Source organism: Bacillus cereus group sp. MYBK227-1, from assembly GCF_051916325.1.
GTDB classification, from domain to species: domain Bacteria; phylum Bacillota; class Bacilli; order Bacillales; family Bacillaceae_G; genus Bacillus_A; species Bacillus_A cereus.
Map to the genome: position 1 here is coordinate 25,663 of NZ_JBQAGK010000016.1, position 15,752 is coordinate 41,414.

Sequence of the window (15,752 nt, forward strand, 5' to 3'; positions counted from 1 at the left end):
TATATTTCCCCTTTACGATTTATTAGTTTGTTTTTGTTTTACGAAAATCTACTACTCCATTTTCGGTAGAAAGTTCCTCCGTTTTAACTTTTTCGCCTACATCGTTAGCAATATCACCCTCCATGTCCATGTAGTACTGCCCCTTTATACCAGAAGCCAGTTCTTGACCAACAACTTGTCCGTCATGATCACGGCCCATAAGGATTTTTGATCCCACTTCTATAGTTGGTGCTAACTTAGATTTTGCTTGCACCTGGCAGTCCCAAACTTCACGTTTTTTATCGCCAGTAATCGAAAGAGTTAATGTAATTGTTCGTGGTTTCTTTGGATCCGTATTAGGATCTGCCATATTTTCTAAAACTCTTTCGAATTCCGCATCAAACCTTTCTGCGACTGCACCATCTGCGAAACTATTTAAATCTATTGCCATTTGTAAAACCTCCCTATTGTATCTAAGTTTTTATACTAAACGTGGACGCCAAACTTTGATGTAATCTATAACTTCATCAAAGTCCTTCTGACGTACATTGTGATAACTACTTACAGCGAACGAAGCATAAATATCTTTCCAAAGTGCAGAAAATACTTTTCGTTTGGTATCATGAATATTCTTATTTACTATTCCATCATCCCAAACCTTATAGACTCTACGGTTAACCGCATTCCTAATAGCTAATTGCTGACTATAATCAACAGTCATTCGTTCAATTAAATCCACTTTAATTTGCTGCACTTCCGTTTTGATTTGAGATAAGTCTTCTTCATGAGTAAGCGCTAATTTCATAGTTGCAATGAACTGCTCACGAGATGAAGGAAAACTCACTTGATTTTGTTGAATATATTCTTCCATACGATTAAACTCATGGATGAACATTTCTTTATACTCTGCGGCTTTTTCTCCTGTATATCCCATTACGAGAAACATAAGGCCATCCCGCTTAAGTAAATATTTCTTATTAAGTTTTCCACTTGTATCTCTATATTCACTCAAGCCAAAATTGGCTTGAGTGAATTCTTTACTGCATTGCAACGCTTCTATAGATCTAATAACCTTTCCATGCTCCTTTTTAAATACTTGAGCAACAGTTATGCTATCTGTTACAATTTCATCTTTTTCCATAAATACTAAGTGACTAACCGGTTGTTGAATTATTTGTAACTGACTCATAACCCTTATGAGACCTCCTTCCTTTCTAGCAACCTATGTAATTCCTTGTTAGCTTGAAGATTTTTTTCATTCCACTCGGTACAACTATTTAAGTCCCCGGTTGTTATCGCTTCTGCTAACTTATTCATACTCTCATTCATCTCAACAAGAATTTTAAATGCTGCTATTTTCGCTTCACCTGTAACATAATGCACACCTTGTCCTCCTCCAGCACTCTGGTTAAGCTGTACTTAACTAGAGTGCTAAAAAAAATAAACATCTTTTGTTAAGTTCTACTTATCATGAAAAAGTGATCGATTGGGACACTAAAAATTTCAGCAAAACAAATTAATGTTTCCCTGCTCGGAGCACACTTACCACTTTCTATTAAAGAAATCGCGGAACGTGTACAACCAACTTGCTTTCCTAAAACTTCTTGTGACATTTCCCTCTCCAATCTTAACCTTTTTAACTCTGTAGGATTGAATTTCATTGCGTCACCTCACTTACATGAGTGATTGTAACACAAAGTTAAGTACAGGTAAACAAATTAGTTTTAGTTTTTAAAATTCTAATTTTTCCGTCTATTTTTAATATAAATGTTGACTACTACTTAACAATTGTTTAATATAATAAGTGAGGGATATCAATTAACAGTTACGTAACTGTTAATTGTTCTAATAATTATATTTTGAAAATGAAAGGGCGAATGTTCGTGAATGGTAATAGGGTTAAAACGCTGAGAATGGAGAAAAAGCTAACTCAACAAGAGCTTGCTGATAAAATAGGTGTTAGTAAATCTGCATTATCTCAAATCGAAAACAATAAAACTACACCGTCTCGCGAAACAGTTTCTGCTCTATCTCGTATACTTGAAGTTACAACGGATTATCTATTAGGGCTATCTGAATATAGAGAGCTTGATAAAGAAGAAGCCTCTGAAGTTAGAAAGGAAATGGATGAACTTACAAATAAATTAGAAAAACTAAGTGAAGAAAGACAAAAATTTCTTATAGATATGATGAAAGCTATTGTTGAAAAAGGTAGCCTTTAAAATTTGCGTGGAGATTGATAGTGTTAAGGACTATCAATCTCTTTTTTTAATTCGGTTATAGCCGTTACCACATTTTGATCTTCTGTTGTTCTTTCCAAAATTAAGATTTGTTCAAGTAACTGTTCTATTTCCACGACTACAACCTCCAAATTTTTTATCAGTTTGATAATTATACCATAAAAACCAAACGCACGTTCCCGTTTTTTTGCGATATTCATGTTTTATTTTTATATTTAAACATACTTATTAATAAATATTAGTTGGAAATATATACTTAAAGTTGTAATATATAGATATAAAACTTTTCGGAGATGAGATTATGGGTTTTAAGTTTCGTAAAAGTATCAAAGTTGCGCCTGGCGTAAAAATAAACGTTACTCACAAGGGCGTTGGAATAAGTGCAGGTGTTAAAGGAGCCCGTATAAGTACTGGTCCATCTGGATCAAGAATTACTACTTCTTTACCTGGCACCGGAATCTCATATGAACAACGCATAGGTAAAAAGAAAGGTTCAAAACAAAGAACGAACACTACTAATCAAAACACCGTACCTACGTCTTCACCATCAAATAAACAATTACAAACTAGGGTTAAATCATCCCCTCCTAAAAGAGAAGTCAAAACTTTCAAGGTTACTCCTATCCTTTTAAAAGATAGTAAAACAAACTCTTTAGGTAGAAAATTAATGAAACCACTTTCTATTATTACAGGAATATGTGCAGCGCTATTTTTACTAATGCTACTTATTGTTCCAGCTTTGATATTAGCTTTTATCTCTTGTTTGTGCTACATAAATATTAAAACCCCAAACGTAGCAATATGTCCTAATTGTAACTGCGCTAATGTATTAATATCTAGAGAAAAGAAGATTACTTGTCGTAAATGTAAGAGCACTCTTCTTATGTAAAAATAAAAAAGTTATGGACAAAGTAATTAAGTAAGTTAAAGAATCCGCTTTCATTTTTCAGAAAATATGATAGAATTGTCTTTGGATGGTATTCCGTATACATATTATTAAAATTAAAGTGGTTATCAAGTCGAAGAAAAGACACTCATTTGAGTGTCTTTTCTTTTTTCTGATTATTTGTTATGATATGACTAGAGTATGACTTCTAACTGAATTGCATAAAATAAAAGAAGAGATGCGCTAACATCTCTTCCAGTAACTGCTACCGCAAGGTGGTCGGTTGCTAATATTTATTTACGTTTAGAACCGCCCTTTCGCTTGCAGGCATTTGGGGCGGTTCTTTTATTTCGTTTACTGTTAATCTTCTTCGCCAGCTCATTCGCATAAGCTGTTGCAAATACTGTAAGGAATACCTTAGCAGCGTCATACAATAAATTAAATAAAGAATCCATTCAGTCACCTCCCTTCTCTCTAAGATCAGAGAAAGGATAGCAACCTCCCGCCCTCACAATATACAGTTATATACAGTCTATCACACAATTCTATTAGGCGAAATATCATTGGAATATTCTCGAAATACTTCGATTTAAAAATAAATAGTATTCTCCCTGTGGATAACCATACTTATCCACAAAAAAAGTCCGACATTTATTGTCGGGCTTCGCTTTTTCTCTTCTTTTTTCCACAAACATCTGCTATGATTGATAGAGTAGATACATAAATTGCAAATGTAAATTTTTCATATAAATTTAAAAAAAATAAAAAAACCCCGACGGAATTTTCAAAGGTTCGTAGAGTTTGGCCGCTCCTATCAACCGATGAAAATTAAAACACGAGGTTTGTTTTCACATATTTAATAGCTATCCTTATGATAGCATATACTTTAAAAAATGTGAACAACAATCCTCTAATTTCCTATACCCATTTTTGGGCGGGGTGGAAAATGGAGGATTTTTTATTATGTCCAAAGTGACTAATAACACCGAAGATATGTTAATGAATGAAGTAACTACAGGAGAACCGCTTGAAAAGGGTGGGTACTTCGTTGCCTATAATTATGTAATGCGTAATGCTATGAAGGTCTTTGACTTAACTGCAGGAGAGTACGCATGTCTCACTATGTTATTTAGCTATGCTGGTGCAGATAAAGATAAATGTTTCCCTAGCCAAGCTACGTTAGCAGAATGCCTAAATGTAAAAGATAGAGCCGTTCGAAAGTATTTAGATGGATTAGAGAAAAAAGGTTGTTTGGTAATCTACAATACTTACAATAACTATAATCAAAAGACAAAGAACGTGTATGATCTATCGCCTTGCTTACATAAAATCCGTGAAATATTCTGCGTTAATGAAGAAAAAACAGATATTTCGGAGGGAAAAAGAATGGTTCGGAAATCCCGGAATGATGGACAGGTCCAAATGGACCTATCCAATTCTATGGACAGGTCCGAACGCACCGGTGGGACAGGTCCAAATGAACCTACTACAAATAACAATATACAAATAACAAATAAAAAAGATGATGATGATATACCGAACGCTCCGCTTTCGGATGAAGTCATTCATCAAAATTCAAATATCATCTTAGAAGAAAAACAAGACTTACATATTCCTAAACTATCAAGTGATGATATTTTATGGATTGCTGATATGGTCAGTGACATTTATAAAGGTAAAATACAAAAACGTTCATTTGATTCTGTACTTAAAAAATGTATTAACAATTATCAAAAGGGTACTGTACCAAACTTTGAAAATTATTTGATTACAGCAATTGAAAATAAAATACAAGATTTAGAGATACGTAGAGATCGAGAAAAAAGTTTATTAGATATATTACCTAAGACTAAACATAAGAAAAAAACTGTTAGAACGGAACTTGCGCCAGATTGGTTAAAAGAAGATTCTTCTATGTCTACTGAAGATAATGGACAAGCTGAAAAGAATTTGGAAGAGGAACGTAAACGTTTAGAAGAAGTATTAAAAAAATACAAACGTGATTAATACAAAACATCAAAGGGGGTATAGCATGACTAGAGAACAAGAATGGTTTCGTCAATTTATAAAAACAGATGAATTTTCAGAAGCTTTGGGAATGATTTGGAGATTTGGCCATATACACATGGGAGATAATAGATTTGAATTATCTCATAAATCTAGTCATGTTGTATCCAGGTTTTCTGAATTGATTTTTGGAACGTCTGAGCCACGATCTTATTTTAGAAAAGATAAAGGTTTTTTTGAATGGGAATGTCACTTAGACAGTTCTCATCCATTTATACTTGAAGCTCAAAAGATGGGATGGACTCCAAGGTTACAGCAAGAAAGAGTATTTCCAACAGGAGAATTTAATGAGTCTGTTTTTGTAAAAACGTATATATTAATGCGTCATGATGTAGGAATTATGAGAGAAAAAACTAAACATGGCGTTCTAATACGTCCACGATTAAGGCTACATGGTTCTGTAGATGTATTACAAAATGTATGTAGAGTATTACATCAAGATTTAAATATTAAACCTAAAAAATTACAAACTGATTTAAAGGTACAAAGAGCAAAAACTATTTACTATCAATCTAAGAAAGATATCCCTGCAATTTTACAATATGCCGGGGCTAGTGATGCTTTAGCAAAGTATCATGATTTTGAATTAGGGTATGAAAATACAGGTGAGGAAGTAAAATGTCAGTAGCTGAAGTAACCGAAGAACTAGAAGTAGTTGATGGTCAGGAAGAAACTATTCAAGAACTAGCAACCAAAATCTATCACCAAAAGACCAGAGAATACGTTGAAGAAGTACTAAATACATTTGAAAATGGTAATTACAGTTCTTCTATATTTTGAAATGCATTGATGAAGACGCAGAAATAGTGGAAGTTTTCGATGGATATAGATTATGGTTCGCTTTGTAGGATAAACACAGTGAAATTCAACTGGGTTCATCCTGCAAAGCGCAATCTTAATGGGATTGATTTTGGTTTTTGCCATGAAGCCGGGTATCTCGATGAATCTTTCCACCATATTCCTCGCCAAAAAGCTCTCTGCCACGAGATCCATGATCGAACAAATCAAGAGTTGCTCTTGCAATATAAATGTTTGCATCGTAGCGGGCTTCAATTGCTGGAAAACCTTTACCTTTACGATCCCAATCTGCACAGTATAGGTTCTCGAAGTGTAGTCTAGTACATTTCCCAGCTACACGGATACAATTGTTTCCAAACGTCTGCAATCTGATGTTAGAGCATTGAACTGTTACTTTTTCGGCATCAACATGGATTCCAGTGGCAGAACAAAATTTAACCTCTTTATCTTCTTCAGCATCTTCATATTCCAAACAATCTTCCCGTGTTTCGCCTTTAAACTTATGCTCCCCAGCTCTCCCTTGAGCTGTGAAATTAACGATTTGCCCGGAAGTACTATCGTGTTTACCATCTTTTGGAGCCTCACCGTCTATGAACAAAGCAGTATGGCATCCATCAATGTCCGCGTTTGCAATATGAAACTTATTTGTATGATCGTTATTATTATTATTAACTGTAAAGTGTATTCCATTGTGGTAGCCTAACATGAAGATGTTAGAAAGGAATGGGTTGTCATTACTCTTAGAGATAATGCCTTGTGCAGCACCGAACATATAATCAGCTACGTATTTACCATTTTCCTCATCTGCTCCTGACCAAAATGTCCAAAAGTGGACGTCGTTGATTCTAATCACATCCTTGGCATTATCGATTTGAATTCCTGTCGCAAGCGGCTGCCCCCAAATCCCATCAAGTGTTATTCGACCAGTGGTACTTTCTTTGCCGTCACTAGGATCATCTCGATGAAGAAGAATTCCATGTGTTGGATTGAGCAAGCAAATATTCTGTATTTTCACGTCATCGGCCTCAATGGAAATAGCGAATTTGTAGTCATCGGGTCTCCACTCAGGTTTTGGAACTGGTTGCTCATGGAAGATACCAATATCACGAATCACCACGCCGCCAGCTTTTATAGAAAACGGTATGATTTCGGTATTATCAACTTTTATCCATGTTCCTGCGTTAGTGTTACCACCCCCACCCCAACCAATACCACTAAGGGTGACAAATTCTTCGATTACTATGCCAGAACCAATCCGGTATTTTCCCGGTGGAAACCATACTACGGCACCATAATTTTTTTTCTTTATCTTAGCCATTTCAATTGCAGCTTGTATAGCATTTGAATCGTCTGCGACTCCGTCCCCAGTTGCCCCGAAATCAGTAACATCATAGATACCTTGCATTATTTTTAACTCCTTTTCATTGTATAATGCTACCATTACCATGCTTTTGTAACTTTATTCGTAAGAGAACCTTTTTTAAGGGAGGAGATGAACTAAAGGAGAACAAAAGCTCAATAAATACAAAACGAGGCTGCCAACGTTCAGTAGCCTCGCACTGGTTCGTCTATATATGTAAGAAACACGTGCTTAAAAGGAAGCGCCCATTCCCTATTTAACGGGGATTTGTTTTTCGGAAAATTCCTTAATTCACCTTTTCGAGGGGATGGGCAAAAACACCCAATATATAATTCCCATTCAATTAAAAATTTCACGCACCGTATACTAAATGAAATAATAGTTCTTAGAGAATACTGTAACATTTCGACGAAGACAAGGGTTTCCCCTCCACCATAACGAATGTTATAACACGAGGTGATGATGCTATGACAGATAAAACAGTCAGCTCTCAAGCCGTGTATATTAGCAAAGACATAGCGACGATGCTCAAAATCCAGGAGTCTACTTTGAGAAAATATTGTATCATGCTCAAGGAACAAGGTTATCACTTCTGCAAGAATGAGCATGGGCACCGTGGATTTATGAATAACGATGTTATAACAATAAGGAAGTTAATTGAAATCAAATCACACACTGACATGACGTTAAAACAGGCTTGTAACGCAATAATGACATGGGTTAAAGAAAAAGATATGTCACAGGTTGATGCGGATGTTATAACGGAAAATGAACAACATGACGAACAATCTACCAGGGTTTTAAAATTTCACGTATCTTATCTATAGTGTAATTGAGTTTTTTAATCTGTAGGGGATTTTTATTAACGTGAATTTTTTCTTAATTTAAAGACTATCTTGGTAAAGTAAGAGACTATTTATGTTCACAGATACATCTATTCCAACAATTGATGAGAGGAGCGTAATTATGTCTAGATCCATTCGTATTGTACGGCGTGGTCTTCAAGGACGTGTTCGTGGAAATTTTAATTGGCCTGGGGTGATTACAGCTAAATCAGTGGTGCATATGAGTGCTGGTGAAGTTAGGTTTGGCACAACGCAGGTGGTACAAACAGATCCTAAACAGGACTTCCATTATCATCTCGGTGAGGCCAGAGTATGGATTTCAAATATATCACCCCATAAAAACGAATTTGCAAGTGAAATTGGCGGAGTAGAGTTTTTTGTAAATGTCGAATCTTCTTCCCCAGTTGATGTTGCAATTACCATTACTGTTGAGGATAGCCTTCCAATCGAAATACAAGGCTATTAAAATTCATCATCACCATTAATGTATATAAAACAAGGATTCTCGTAACACCATCACGAATGCTATAACACGAGGTGATGGTGTTATGACAGATAAAACAGGCAGCTCTCAAGCCGTATATATTAGCAAAGACGTAGCGACGATGTTAAAGATCCAGGAGTCTACTTTGAGAAAATACTGTATCATGCTCGAGGAACAAGGATATCACTTTCATAAGAATGAGCATGGGCATCGTGGATTTATGGATAACGATGTTATAACTCTAAGGAAGTTAATCGAGATTAAATCACACCCTGATATGACGTTAAAACAGGCTTGTAACGCAATAATGACCTGGGTTAAAGAGAAAGATATGTCAGATGTTGATACGGATGTTATAACGGAAACTGAGCAACATGACGAGCGATATAACGAGTTGAAAGAGATGATTCAGCAGCAGAATGAAATGTTAAAGCAAATGGCAAAGAAAATGGATGAGCAACAACGTTATATTGATGAGAGATTAGAAAGACGAGATCAGCAGCTTATGAGTGCTATACGTGAGATGCAGGAAGAGAAACGAGTGTTATTAGAAACTGCTGCGACAAATAAGAAACCTTGGTGGAGATTTTGGTAGAATTATATATATTATAAACGGAGGAGATTTAAATGGTTTGTGTTATGTTATTAGAGAATGGTCTAAGAGAAAATTTGCAACATCCATATGAATTATATGTTCAAACTTATACTGAAAGAATATCTCCGGTTTTCGACAACATAGACCAGGAAGCTGAAGAGATTGCTAAAAACGCTTATAACAATATGATGAAGAACGTGGGGGCGGGGTATGAAGACTATGATCCCGGTGACTTTGCAGATGATGCATGGCAATTTGGTCTAGATTATTATGAAAATGTTTCGTTAATGAGATACAACACAAAGTTAATGTGGATTTCTACAATGTATCAATTTTGGGAACAACAAGTTAGAAGATTTTTATATAAAGAAATGACTAGCAGCGGCTATAAAGCTTTGAAGAAAAATCAGCAAGAAATAGAATATAAAGATTTTTGTGTAAATATTGGTAAAATAAAGGAGTTCTTTCTTGGATTTAATGTTGATCTTGAAACCTTATCCTGTTGGGAAAAAGTACACGAGCTAAGACTACTAGCAAATGCAATAAAGCATGGTCCAGGCGGATCCGCCGAAGATTTATTGGAAATCAGACCAGATATTTTTGATTCCTCACATGTATCAACTAATCTATTAGATTTGTATCAAACAACTTTAAACGATGTGGTTATTAATATAAGTGATCAAGATTTCAAAACGTATGCAAATGCTTTGATTGATTTTTGGGGAGAGTTACCAGATAGAATGGTATCTTACTAAAGAATATAAAAAGTTAAAAAGTTTGTTTACGGTAGTAATCTAATTATACTTTATGGAGATCCTTTTGAAGGATCTCTTTTTATTAACAATTATATAACCGTTATATAATTGTTAATAAAACATTGAAAAATATCTCCGTTTGGTATAAAATTTAGTTAACATTATATAAGCATTACATAACAAATATATAAGTATTAATAATTGAGGGAGTCGATAAAATGACTAAAGTATTTGCAATTGATCATGGGAATGGCGCTGTAAAAATGCGTACAGATGTGTTTAAAAAGACACTTCCAGCAATCTATTCATTCTCTTCTAATGTAGGAGAAGCACTGTCTGGTGGGAAGATGAAGCTTAAAACATATAAAGTTGAAGGAACAGAATATGTTTGGGGCGATGACATAATTAAAGTTAACAATACTTTAAACACATACGCTCAACAAAATCGTTATAAAACTAATCAGTATAAAACACTATCAAAAATTGCATTAGCTGAAATGGCTGCTAAAACAAATGTAAAAAGTTACGATGAAATCTTAGTTGTAACAGGTGTTCCAAGCCAAGAAATCGGAACAAAAGCCGTTGATGAAATTAAAGAAGTTTATCAAGGAACTCATGAGCTTGAGGTAAATGGTAAAAAAGTAACGATTAATGTTGTAGATGTTATTGTTCTTGCTCAACCGGTAGGAACAGTTATGAGCCGTTATTTAGATGAAGATGGATTTGTTGCAGATGATTCTTATGAAGATATGACTGTAGGTATTATCGATATCGGAACTGGTACAACAGATTTAGATGTAATCTCTATGCTGCGTCGTGAAAAAGAATCTACTTCTGTTCCAAAAGGAATGCACGATGTCTATGAACCAATTGTAGCTAAAATTAAAAAGGAAACAAGCGCAACTATTAATGATTATAAATTAGAAAAAGTATTTGAAGAGGCTGCTTACCAGGCTTCTAAGCGTATGGATCCAATTGATTTCAATGATGAAAAAACTGCATCGATTAAAGAAGTTTATGATTTCATCGTAAACGGAGTAAATAATGCATGGAAAACATTTGACCGTTTTGATGAAGTGCTAGTTTCTGGTGGTGGTGCGAATACATTCCACGAGTTATTGGAAGAATGGATTGGTAAAGTAACAAAATTAGAAGAAAGCCAAACTGCAAACGTGGAGGGCTTCTACAGATACGGTAAATTTGAGGTAGGCGAAGAAGATGGCGAATAAGACATACCTTCTGTCTTATGATGATGTATTAGATAAAGACATTAAAGATTGGTTAGAATCTTTACCACGTAATAGAAAAGCTGAAATGGTTCGTACTGCTATTAGACATTACATGCATACAAGTGGTTCTATCATTATTCCTCCTATGAAAGAAGAAAAAGTAGAGCCTAAAAAAGTTGAAAGAAAACGCCCAAAGTTAGGTAGGGGCGGTAATTTCGAAAAAGAGTAAATACAATTGAATATAAAAAGAGAACGCTCTTCACAGCTTGCCGGCACGAAAGAGCGTTCTCTCCACTTTGAAAATCTGAAAGGATGATTTAACAATGTCAAATACCCTATTCAAATTAACTACTAGTGAGCCTATTCTACCACAAACACGTAGCAAAAAGGAACTGTTCGTAACAATCCGCTCATTCTTTGCGAAAAAGTACCAGGGATTAAATGAGTGGTTTGGTATTGAAGAATGTAAATCAGACCGTATTTGGTACTATGGAACATTATCTCTTATGTTTTTTCTTCCTGCTGCTACTTATGTTATTTCTAAATTAATATGGTCTTAAGCAAAAGTATCATATAATCACTTCGGGTATATTGCGCCATCTTCATCATGAGGATGGTGCTTTTTTATTCACAGTTCGAAGCATTATTAAATTGAATAGTTTCCGAATCATAAAGTACTTACTCTTCTGAAATCACTGTTTGAACCATAAACAATTATAAATCAAATTCATAGTTTGAAGAGTTATCAACTTGAATAGTATCCGGATCTATGGATACAGCCAATGGGTCATCGACACTTAAAACTAATGATGTATTAAATGAATATGAGTTTCCGAATCGTAAGCCATCTCCTCTTCTGAAATCACCGTCTGAACCATATTGATGTTCGACATCTACTGAACCATAAACATCTATAAATAATTCATTATAAGTAATTTCTGAAATAGTAACATTATCTAGTGTTATAGATTCAATTAAATAATGCGTTGCTATTTCATCAATTTCTTGTATCGTATCGTTTGTTAAGGCATCAGAGACCTGATTATATAGTTCTGTTTCTAAGCTATGAACAATTAATCTTCGAAATTCAGTTATAGTTTTAAGAAAGTTGTTGAATGCCACCAGGGTATTTTTAGCCATTTCGTAGCCTGCCTCATCGCCTCTAGAAAACACCGTCTCGTTTATATGTGTATATTTATTAAGATTACCAATTACTTGATTGAGTTTTTTCGTGACTTCATCAAAATTAATTCCTAATTCTTCTTCAATAAACTGGTTAGAAAGTCCACCTTTAATAGCATACGTCATACGTTGGACTCTGGTAATTTTAGAGCTCCCTTCAGTTTCTGGTTCCTCGTACCATTCGCAATTTTCTACCTCGAAATCGGGTGCTAACGTTTTGAAGACTTCCCTTGTCAGCTCTCTAATATTAGTTGCAAAGCTAGTAAATTTAGTTTTAACATTGGGTAATTCAAGTATTGTCATAGCATCTTGAAAGATGTGTTTATGAAATTCTTTTTCTAATTGATTTAAAATAGAAACTGCTAAATCATCATAATTTTGCATTTGTATCCTCAATCTCCCTCTTTATATTTATTTATAGTAAGTATAAAAGTAAACACTATAAATTTGAAGAATTAAGCTAATAATCCACTTAATGTAAAATTATTTTTTTACACTTCCGAAAGAACATACGTTCGTTTATAATGAAGTTAAAAAAACAAAAGTGAGGTATTACATCATGGAATATAACGGCTTTCCTGCAGTACGTGGAAGAGGTATGGTGAAATGGAGCCCTTTTGCTTCAATGCCGGAGCAATACGAGGAAATACGTAGAATGTTTGAGGAACAATATAAAGGACCTAAACCTTTTTTAACACAAGATACTATGGAACGAATAGAAAGAGCGTTAATGCAATCTCTTCACGAGGAAGAAGAAATATTTATTTCATACTATCGTGATGGATATATCCATGATGAATACATTACTGTTATAGATATTGATAAACAAAACAAAACGGTACATTACACGGATGCTTTCGGCTTAAATACACGCTTAAAATTTGAAGAATTCGTTGATATAAAATAAAAAAGTAACCCTTTTAGATCTAGGGTTACTTTCTCATTTGTTCTTTGCTTTTTAGAATATCTTCTTTGAAATACAATCGGTCTCGTGACATCTCTTTAATTGGTTTCACTTTTTCCTTCTGGACCATCACATTTAAGTTTTGGCGTGAACAACCTAAAATGTCTAATGCTTCCGAAGTATTTACGATTTCATCTTGAATAAAACGAATTAAGTCGTCTTTGGTTTCGAATTTATACATTCTTTTTCTCCTGCTTTTCCTTGATATAGGTAGTTACTAAATTAAACACCATCATTACAAATGCAAGTATACACAGTACGATATAGATATAATCTAATGTTTGTAAATTAGTGTAATCAATGTGATACAAAATGTACCCTAGAATAACAATAATTGGTATGTTACTGAAAATGACTTTTTTCATAATATATAGTGTCATGTGATATAATCTTAGGTACAAGAGAGGTTTCCCTCTCTTGCGGTGTCTTACTCAGAGTCGTTTTCTTGGCGGGAGCGACTCTTTTCTTTTTCTTCCTTGATTTTGTAGTAAATATCAATTGTGTTTTTAACACCGGAAGAAAGTTGAGAGTAAATTGTTATGAACGCTGTTATCGTTCCTAAGACTATCATCCAATCCACTTTGTTCACCTCCTTTTCTTTATACTCTTATTATACCATTTTATTTGACGTGAGTCAAATAAAAGTGGTTAATATTTCATGTTTTTAATGAAAAACTAAATACATGGAATATATTTCGATAGAAATGCATATACTGAAAGTGCCAGTTTCGTTTGTTTCGAAAGTTTCGTTTGTTTCGCGTTTGTGATATAATGAAAGGGGGGAGTGATATGAACATGGCTCAAGTAATCGCAGACTTGTTAGAGGGAATTAAATTAGACGGTAATAATCAAGAACAATTAGCCTCTAGAAACGCACAGTTATATGTGAAGATGGTAAAATTAGCTACAGAGCTAACAAAAATGCAATCTAATTTGTATAAGGAACTCAACGAAACAGAAAAGGCAGAAGTTAAGGTGGTGATGTCAAAAACAGAAGTTAATAATTATCCAGAATTTTTAACGACGCAAGATGTAGCTAAGCTTTTACGAATATCTACTCAAATGGTTAGACGATATTGTGCAGATGGTAAAATTGATGCTACACAAAGGATGGAAGGAACTGGAGCATGGTTAATTAAAACTGAACAGTTCTTAGGTAATCCTGATTTACCAAAAGTTCTAAATGGAAGAAAGAACAACCGTGAAAAATCAATCGGTTTTGCTAAAACAATGTTAGAACTTTTAAATAAATAGAGAAAATATCGAAGGGGGACCTTTTTTTGATGGACACAGATTCGTTACACCCGTTTACACCAGTATTACTAGACACAAATGTATTTAGATATGAAGCAAACCCGGGTTCACCTTCAAATTGTAAAGAAGTTGCCAATCGTTTTTGGGAGAAGACATTGGAGAGGCTTGAGAAGGATGAAATTGGTCTTTATACAGCAAATGAAGTGGTAAGAGAATTGGATGTGCAATCACATTCTGCACATCCAAAAGAAGTAAAAATTCTTAATGAAATTCTCTTACCACAAATTGATGTATTAGATTATTTATATGACGCTGAAGCCGAACATTTAGTAAGACAAGCTTCTGCTTTGTTGAGTCATAATTATGAAATTGTCATGCCAAGTGGCAAACCGATGAGAAAATATCCGGGCGTTGGGGATGCCCGTATTTTATTAACTGCGTATGAAAATGATTGTGAAATTGTCACCGCAAATGTTAATGACTTCATGTTGTATCCGTTTTTATATCCTCAAACAGCGAAAGTTTTATATGATCTCATGCAAGAACGATATGTTGAGATTGACCCACAGCTGTACGAACGTATTCAAAAAGATGCAAGATTTATTGACTTTAAGTCCAAGATTGAAAAATACAAGGTTGCAAGTTAGCAATCTTAGATTTTTCAATCTTATAAGTGGACTATGTACTTGTTACATAAGTAAGTACACAAAAAAAGACATGCCTAATTAGGCATGTCTTTTTTACTCATTTTATATACACATAGGCTTCATTTGCAGTTATATAGTATGTTACGTCTTTACTGTTGTGTACTTTGTATTGTGGTGAACCATTAACGGATACTTTAGCATCAATCGTAAATCCAAGCCCTTCATCTACCGTTCCTGCTACATCTTTATCAGACCAAGAAGCAGAGTCATAGAAACGAAGGTCGTCCACTTTAGAAACAACACGTTTTCCTGCTACAGAACTTGAAGTAGTAGTTTGTTCCCCTTGATATTTAATATAAGATGGGTTGTTATAAATCCATTGGTTACCGCCAAGATTTAACCAATCACCTTGTTTTCCCCATACTTGATATGCTTCTCCTTTATTTAATTGACGGATAACACCATAA

At 34.5% G+C, this 15,752-nt stretch carries 26 protein-coding genes and 1 pseudogene; 15 read left to right on the forward strand and 12 right to left on the reverse strand.

Features of this window, described 5'->3' with window-relative positions; translation table 11 throughout:
* Positions 1 to 22 precede the first annotated feature (22 nt).
* The 4 genes from ACTFRM_RS30490 to ACTFRM_RS30505 form a co-directional block, all read right to left on the reverse strand.
* Positions 23 to 430, reverse strand: coding sequence for a hypothetical protein (locus tag ACTFRM_RS30490; RefSeq protein ID WP_000963355.1), 408 nt, complete (start codon positions 428 to 430; stop codon positions 23 to 25).
* Positions 431 to 460: 30 nt separating this feature from the next.
* Positions 461 to 1,168 carry a Rha family transcriptional regulator gene (locus ACTFRM_RS30495; protein ID WP_440043848.1) on the reverse strand — a complete coding sequence of 236 codons (708 nt, stop codon included), beginning with the start codon at positions 1,166 to 1,168 and terminating at the stop codon, positions 461 to 463.
* A gap of 5 nt (positions 1,169 to 1,173) precedes the next feature.
* Positions 1,174 to 1,362, reverse strand: a complete 189-nt coding sequence (locus tag ACTFRM_RS30500) for a hypothetical protein (protein ID WP_440043849.1) — start codon at positions 1,360 to 1,362, stop codon at positions 1,174 to 1,176.
* A 71-nt stretch (positions 1,363 to 1,433) separates the two neighbouring features.
* Entirely contained in the window at positions 1,434 to 1,640 is a 207-nt protein-coding gene (locus ACTFRM_RS30505; RefSeq protein WP_440043850.1) for a helix-turn-helix transcriptional regulator, read from the reverse strand.
* Positions 1,641 to 1,856: 216 nt separating this feature from the next.
* Here ACTFRM_RS30505 and ACTFRM_RS30510 point away from each other — a divergent pair, with 216 nt between their 5' ends.
* Complete coding sequence (locus ACTFRM_RS30510) at positions 1,857 to 2,201, forward strand: helix-turn-helix domain-containing protein (RefSeq protein ID WP_098538531.1); 345 nt, start codon at positions 1,857 to 1,859, stop codon at positions 2,199 to 2,201.
* Between the two features lie 23 nt (positions 2,202 to 2,224).
* Here the strand turns inward: ACTFRM_RS30510 and ACTFRM_RS30515 are convergent, their stop codons facing one another.
* Complete coding sequence (locus ACTFRM_RS30515) at positions 2,225 to 2,419, reverse strand: hypothetical protein (RefSeq protein WP_440043852.1); 195 nt, start codon at positions 2,417 to 2,419, stop codon at positions 2,225 to 2,227.
* Between the two features lie 101 nt (positions 2,420 to 2,520).
* Here ACTFRM_RS30515 and ACTFRM_RS30520 point away from each other — a divergent pair, with 101 nt between their 5' ends.
* Positions 2,521 to 3,108 carry a DUF4236 domain-containing protein gene (locus ACTFRM_RS30520; protein WP_440043854.1) on the forward strand — a complete coding sequence of 196 codons (588 nt, stop codon included), beginning with the start codon at positions 2,521 to 2,523 and terminating at the stop codon, positions 3,106 to 3,108.
* Positions 3,109 to 3,398: 290 nt separating this feature from the next.
* Here the strand turns inward: ACTFRM_RS30520 and ACTFRM_RS30525 are convergent, their stop codons facing one another.
* Positions 3,399 to 3,560, reverse strand: a complete 162-nt coding sequence (locus tag ACTFRM_RS30525; RefSeq protein ID WP_000377654.1) for a hypothetical protein — start codon at positions 3,558 to 3,560, stop codon at positions 3,399 to 3,401.
* Positions 3,561 to 4,068: 508 nt separating this feature from the next.
* Between ACTFRM_RS30525 and ACTFRM_RS30530 the strand changes: the two genes are divergently transcribed.
* Genes ACTFRM_RS30530 through ACTFRM_RS30540 form a run of 3 tightly spaced genes read left to right on the forward strand, consistent with a single transcriptional unit; the run spans position 4,069 to position 5,952 of the window.
* A complete protein-coding gene (locus ACTFRM_RS30530; RefSeq protein ID WP_440043856.1) occupies positions 4,069 to 5,112 on the forward strand; it encodes a helix-turn-helix domain-containing protein in 1,044 nt (347 codons plus the stop codon).
* A 25-nt stretch (positions 5,113 to 5,137) separates the two neighbouring features.
* Positions 5,138 to 5,800 (forward strand): hypothetical protein, encoded by a 663-nt coding sequence (locus tag ACTFRM_RS30535; RefSeq protein ID WP_440043857.1) that lies wholly within the window; start codon positions 5,138 to 5,140, stop codon positions 5,798 to 5,800.
* On the forward strand, positions 5,791 to 5,952 hold the full coding sequence (locus tag ACTFRM_RS30540) for a hypothetical protein (protein ID WP_440043858.1): 162 nt from the start codon (positions 5,791 to 5,793) through the stop codon (positions 5,950 to 5,952). Before ACTFRM_RS30535 ends, ACTFRM_RS30540 begins: the two co-directional genes overlap by 10 nt.
* A 115-nt stretch (positions 5,953 to 6,067) precedes the next feature.
* On the opposite strand, the gene ACTFRM_RS30545 is transcribed toward ACTFRM_RS30540, so the two are convergent.
* Positions 6,068 to 7,417 (reverse strand): glycosyl hydrolase family 28-related protein, encoded by a 1,350-nt coding sequence (locus ACTFRM_RS30545; RefSeq protein WP_440043860.1) that lies wholly within the window; start codon positions 7,415 to 7,417, stop codon positions 6,068 to 6,070.
* Between the two features lie 380 nt (positions 7,418 to 7,797).
* Between ACTFRM_RS30545 and ACTFRM_RS30550 the strand changes: the two genes are divergently transcribed.
* The 7 genes from ACTFRM_RS30550 to ACTFRM_RS30580 all read left to right on the forward strand — a co-directional run bounded on the left by ACTFRM_RS30550 (position 7,798) and on the right by ACTFRM_RS30580 (position 11,798).
* Entirely contained in the window at positions 7,798 to 8,157 is a 360-nt protein-coding gene (locus ACTFRM_RS30550; RefSeq protein WP_440043862.1) for a hypothetical protein, read from the forward strand.
* 139 nt (positions 8,158 to 8,296) lie between these two features.
* On the forward strand, positions 8,297 to 8,641 hold the full coding sequence (locus ACTFRM_RS30555; RefSeq protein WP_440043863.1) for a hypothetical protein: 345 nt from the start codon (positions 8,297 to 8,299) through the stop codon (positions 8,639 to 8,641).
* Between the two features lie 82 nt (positions 8,642 to 8,723).
* Positions 8,724 to 9,254, forward strand: a complete 531-nt coding sequence (locus ACTFRM_RS30560) for a DUF3967 domain-containing protein (protein WP_440043864.1) — start codon at positions 8,724 to 8,726, stop codon at positions 9,252 to 9,254.
* 44 nt (positions 9,255 to 9,298) lie between these two features.
* Complete coding sequence (locus ACTFRM_RS30565; RefSeq protein ID WP_440043865.1) at positions 9,299 to 10,009, forward strand: hypothetical protein; 711 nt, start codon at positions 9,299 to 9,301, stop codon at positions 10,007 to 10,009.
* 218 nt (positions 10,010 to 10,227) lie between these two features.
* Positions 10,228 to 11,238, forward strand: a complete 1,011-nt coding sequence (locus tag ACTFRM_RS30570) for an Alp7A family actin-like protein (RefSeq protein ID WP_440043866.1) — start codon at positions 10,228 to 10,230, stop codon at positions 11,236 to 11,238.
* Positions 11,228 to 11,467 (forward strand): hypothetical protein, encoded by a 240-nt coding sequence (locus ACTFRM_RS30575; RefSeq protein ID WP_061184947.1) that lies wholly within the window; start codon positions 11,228 to 11,230, stop codon positions 11,465 to 11,467. The genes ACTFRM_RS30570 and ACTFRM_RS30575 overlap by 11 nt, the downstream gene beginning before the upstream one ends.
* A gap of 94 nt (positions 11,468 to 11,561) precedes the next feature.
* The gene (locus ACTFRM_RS30580; protein WP_242260724.1) at positions 11,562 to 11,798 is read left to right on the forward strand and encodes a hypothetical protein; all 237 of its coding nucleotides are present in this window, start codon (positions 11,562 to 11,564) and stop codon (positions 11,796 to 11,798) included.
* Positions 11,799 to 11,952: 154 nt separating this feature from the next.
* Here the strand turns inward: ACTFRM_RS30580 and ACTFRM_RS30585 are convergent, their stop codons facing one another.
* Positions 11,953 to 12,804, reverse strand: coding sequence for a hypothetical protein (locus ACTFRM_RS30585; protein ID WP_440043867.1), 852 nt, complete (start codon positions 12,802 to 12,804; stop codon positions 11,953 to 11,955).
* Positions 12,805 to 12,979: 175 nt separating this feature from the next.
* On the opposite strand from ACTFRM_RS30585, the gene ACTFRM_RS30590 reads away from it, so the two are divergent.
* A complete protein-coding gene (locus tag ACTFRM_RS30590) occupies positions 12,980 to 13,327 on the forward strand; it encodes a YolD-like family protein (protein WP_440043868.1) in 348 nt (115 codons plus the stop codon).
* A gap of 25 nt (positions 13,328 to 13,352) precedes the next feature.
* Here the strand turns inward: ACTFRM_RS30590 and ACTFRM_RS30595 are convergent, their stop codons facing one another.
* Genes ACTFRM_RS30595 through ACTFRM_RS30605 form a run of 3 tightly spaced genes read right to left on the reverse strand, consistent with a single transcriptional unit; the run spans position 13,353 to position 13,964 of the window.
* Entirely contained in the window at positions 13,353 to 13,565 is a 213-nt protein-coding gene (locus ACTFRM_RS30595) for a hypothetical protein (protein WP_000276342.1), read from the reverse strand.
* Positions 13,558 to 13,764 carry a hypothetical protein gene (locus tag ACTFRM_RS30600; protein WP_440043869.1) on the reverse strand — a complete coding sequence of 69 codons (207 nt, stop codon included), beginning with the start codon at positions 13,762 to 13,764 and terminating at the stop codon, positions 13,558 to 13,560. The genes ACTFRM_RS30595 and ACTFRM_RS30600 overlap by 8 nt, the downstream gene beginning before the upstream one ends.
* A 47-nt stretch (positions 13,765 to 13,811) precedes the next feature.
* Entirely contained in the window at positions 13,812 to 13,964 is a 153-nt protein-coding gene (locus ACTFRM_RS30605; RefSeq protein ID WP_163115725.1) for a hypothetical protein, read from the reverse strand.
* Positions 13,965 to 14,173: 209 nt separating this feature from the next.
* On the opposite strand from ACTFRM_RS30605, the gene ACTFRM_RS30610 reads away from it, so the two are divergent.
* Both ACTFRM_RS30610 and ACTFRM_RS30615 read left to right on the forward strand, forming a co-directional pair.
* A complete protein-coding gene (locus tag ACTFRM_RS30610) occupies positions 14,174 to 14,638 on the forward strand; it encodes a helix-turn-helix domain-containing protein (RefSeq protein WP_440043871.1) in 465 nt (154 codons plus the stop codon).
* A 29-nt stretch (positions 14,639 to 14,667) separates the two neighbouring features.
* Positions 14,668 to 15,285, forward strand: a complete 618-nt coding sequence (locus ACTFRM_RS30615; protein ID WP_440043872.1) for a DUF4411 domain-containing protein — start codon at positions 14,668 to 14,670, stop codon at positions 15,283 to 15,285.
* Positions 15,286 to 15,382: 97 nt separating this feature from the next.
* Here the strand turns inward: ACTFRM_RS30615 and ACTFRM_RS30620 are convergent.
* Positions 15,383 to 15,752 (reverse strand): annotated as a pseudogene (locus ACTFRM_RS30620) (N-acetylmuramoyl-L-alanine amidase); the annotation flags it as partial.

Excerpts from the sequence above, each read along its gene's own strand:
- ACTFRM_RS30490 (WP_000963355.1), bottom strand. The coding sequence starts at position 430 with ATGGCAATAGATTTAAATAGTTTCGCAGATGGTGCAGTCGCAGAAAGG.
- ACTFRM_RS30495 (WP_440043848.1), bottom strand. The coding sequence starts at position 1,168 with ATGAGTCAGTTACAAATAATTCAACAACCGGTTAGTCACTTAGTATTT.
- ACTFRM_RS30505 (WP_440043850.1), bottom strand. The coding sequence starts at position 1,640 with ATGAAATTCAATCCTACAGAGTTAAAAAGGTTAAGATTGGAGAGGGAA.
- ACTFRM_RS30510 (WP_098538531.1), top strand. The coding sequence starts at position 1,857 with ATGTTCGTGAATGGTAATAGGGTTAAAACGCTGAGAATGGAGAAAAAG.
- ACTFRM_RS30515 (WP_440043852.1), bottom strand. The coding sequence starts at position 2,419 with ATGAATATCGCAAAAAAACGGGAACGTGCGTTTGGTTTTTATGGTATA.
- ACTFRM_RS30520 (WP_440043854.1), top strand. The coding sequence starts at position 2,521 with ATGGGTTTTAAGTTTCGTAAAAGTATCAAAGTTGCGCCTGGCGTAAAA.
- ACTFRM_RS30525 (WP_000377654.1), bottom strand. The coding sequence starts at position 3,560 with ATGGATTCTTTATTTAATTTATTGTATGACGCTGCTAAGGTATTCCTT.
- ACTFRM_RS30530 (WP_440043856.1), top strand. The coding sequence starts at position 4,069 with ATGTCCAAAGTGACTAATAACACCGAAGATATGTTAATGAATGAAGTA.
- ACTFRM_RS30535 (WP_440043857.1), top strand. The coding sequence starts at position 5,138 with ATGACTAGAGAACAAGAATGGTTTCGTCAATTTATAAAAACAGATGAA.
- ACTFRM_RS30540 (WP_440043858.1), top strand. The coding sequence starts at position 5,791 with ATGTCAGTAGCTGAAGTAACCGAAGAACTAGAAGTAGTTGATGGTCAG.
- ACTFRM_RS30545 (WP_440043860.1), bottom strand. The coding sequence starts at position 7,417 with ATGGTAATGGTAGCATTATACAATGAAAAGGAGTTAAAAATAATGCAA.
- ACTFRM_RS30550 (WP_440043862.1), top strand. The coding sequence starts at position 7,798 with ATGACAGATAAAACAGTCAGCTCTCAAGCCGTGTATATTAGCAAAGAC.
- ACTFRM_RS30555 (WP_440043863.1), top strand. The coding sequence starts at position 8,297 with ATGTCTAGATCCATTCGTATTGTACGGCGTGGTCTTCAAGGACGTGTT.
- ACTFRM_RS30560 (WP_440043864.1), top strand. The coding sequence starts at position 8,724 with ATGACAGATAAAACAGGCAGCTCTCAAGCCGTATATATTAGCAAAGAC.
- ACTFRM_RS30565 (WP_440043865.1), top strand. The coding sequence starts at position 9,299 with ATGTTATTAGAGAATGGTCTAAGAGAAAATTTGCAACATCCATATGAA.
- ACTFRM_RS30570 (WP_440043866.1), top strand. The coding sequence starts at position 10,228 with ATGACTAAAGTATTTGCAATTGATCATGGGAATGGCGCTGTAAAAATG.
- ACTFRM_RS30575 (WP_061184947.1), top strand. The coding sequence starts at position 11,228 with ATGGCGAATAAGACATACCTTCTGTCTTATGATGATGTATTAGATAAA.
- ACTFRM_RS30580 (WP_242260724.1), top strand. The coding sequence starts at position 11,562 with ATGTCAAATACCCTATTCAAATTAACTACTAGTGAGCCTATTCTACCA.
- ACTFRM_RS30585 (WP_440043867.1), bottom strand. The coding sequence starts at position 12,804 with ATGCAAAATTATGATGATTTAGCAGTTTCTATTTTAAATCAATTAGAA.
- ACTFRM_RS30590 (WP_440043868.1), top strand. The coding sequence starts at position 12,980 with ATGGAATATAACGGCTTTCCTGCAGTACGTGGAAGAGGTATGGTGAAA.
- ACTFRM_RS30595 (WP_000276342.1), bottom strand. The coding sequence starts at position 13,565 with ATGTATAAATTCGAAACCAAAGACGACTTAATTCGTTTTATTCAAGAT.
- ACTFRM_RS30600 (WP_440043869.1), bottom strand. The coding sequence starts at position 13,764 with ATGACACTATATATTATGAAAAAAGTCATTTTCAGTAACATACCAATT.
- ACTFRM_RS30610 (WP_440043871.1), top strand. The coding sequence starts at position 14,174 with ATGAACATGGCTCAAGTAATCGCAGACTTGTTAGAGGGAATTAAATTA.
- ACTFRM_RS30615 (WP_440043872.1), top strand. The coding sequence starts at position 14,668 with ATGGACACAGATTCGTTACACCCGTTTACACCAGTATTACTAGACACA.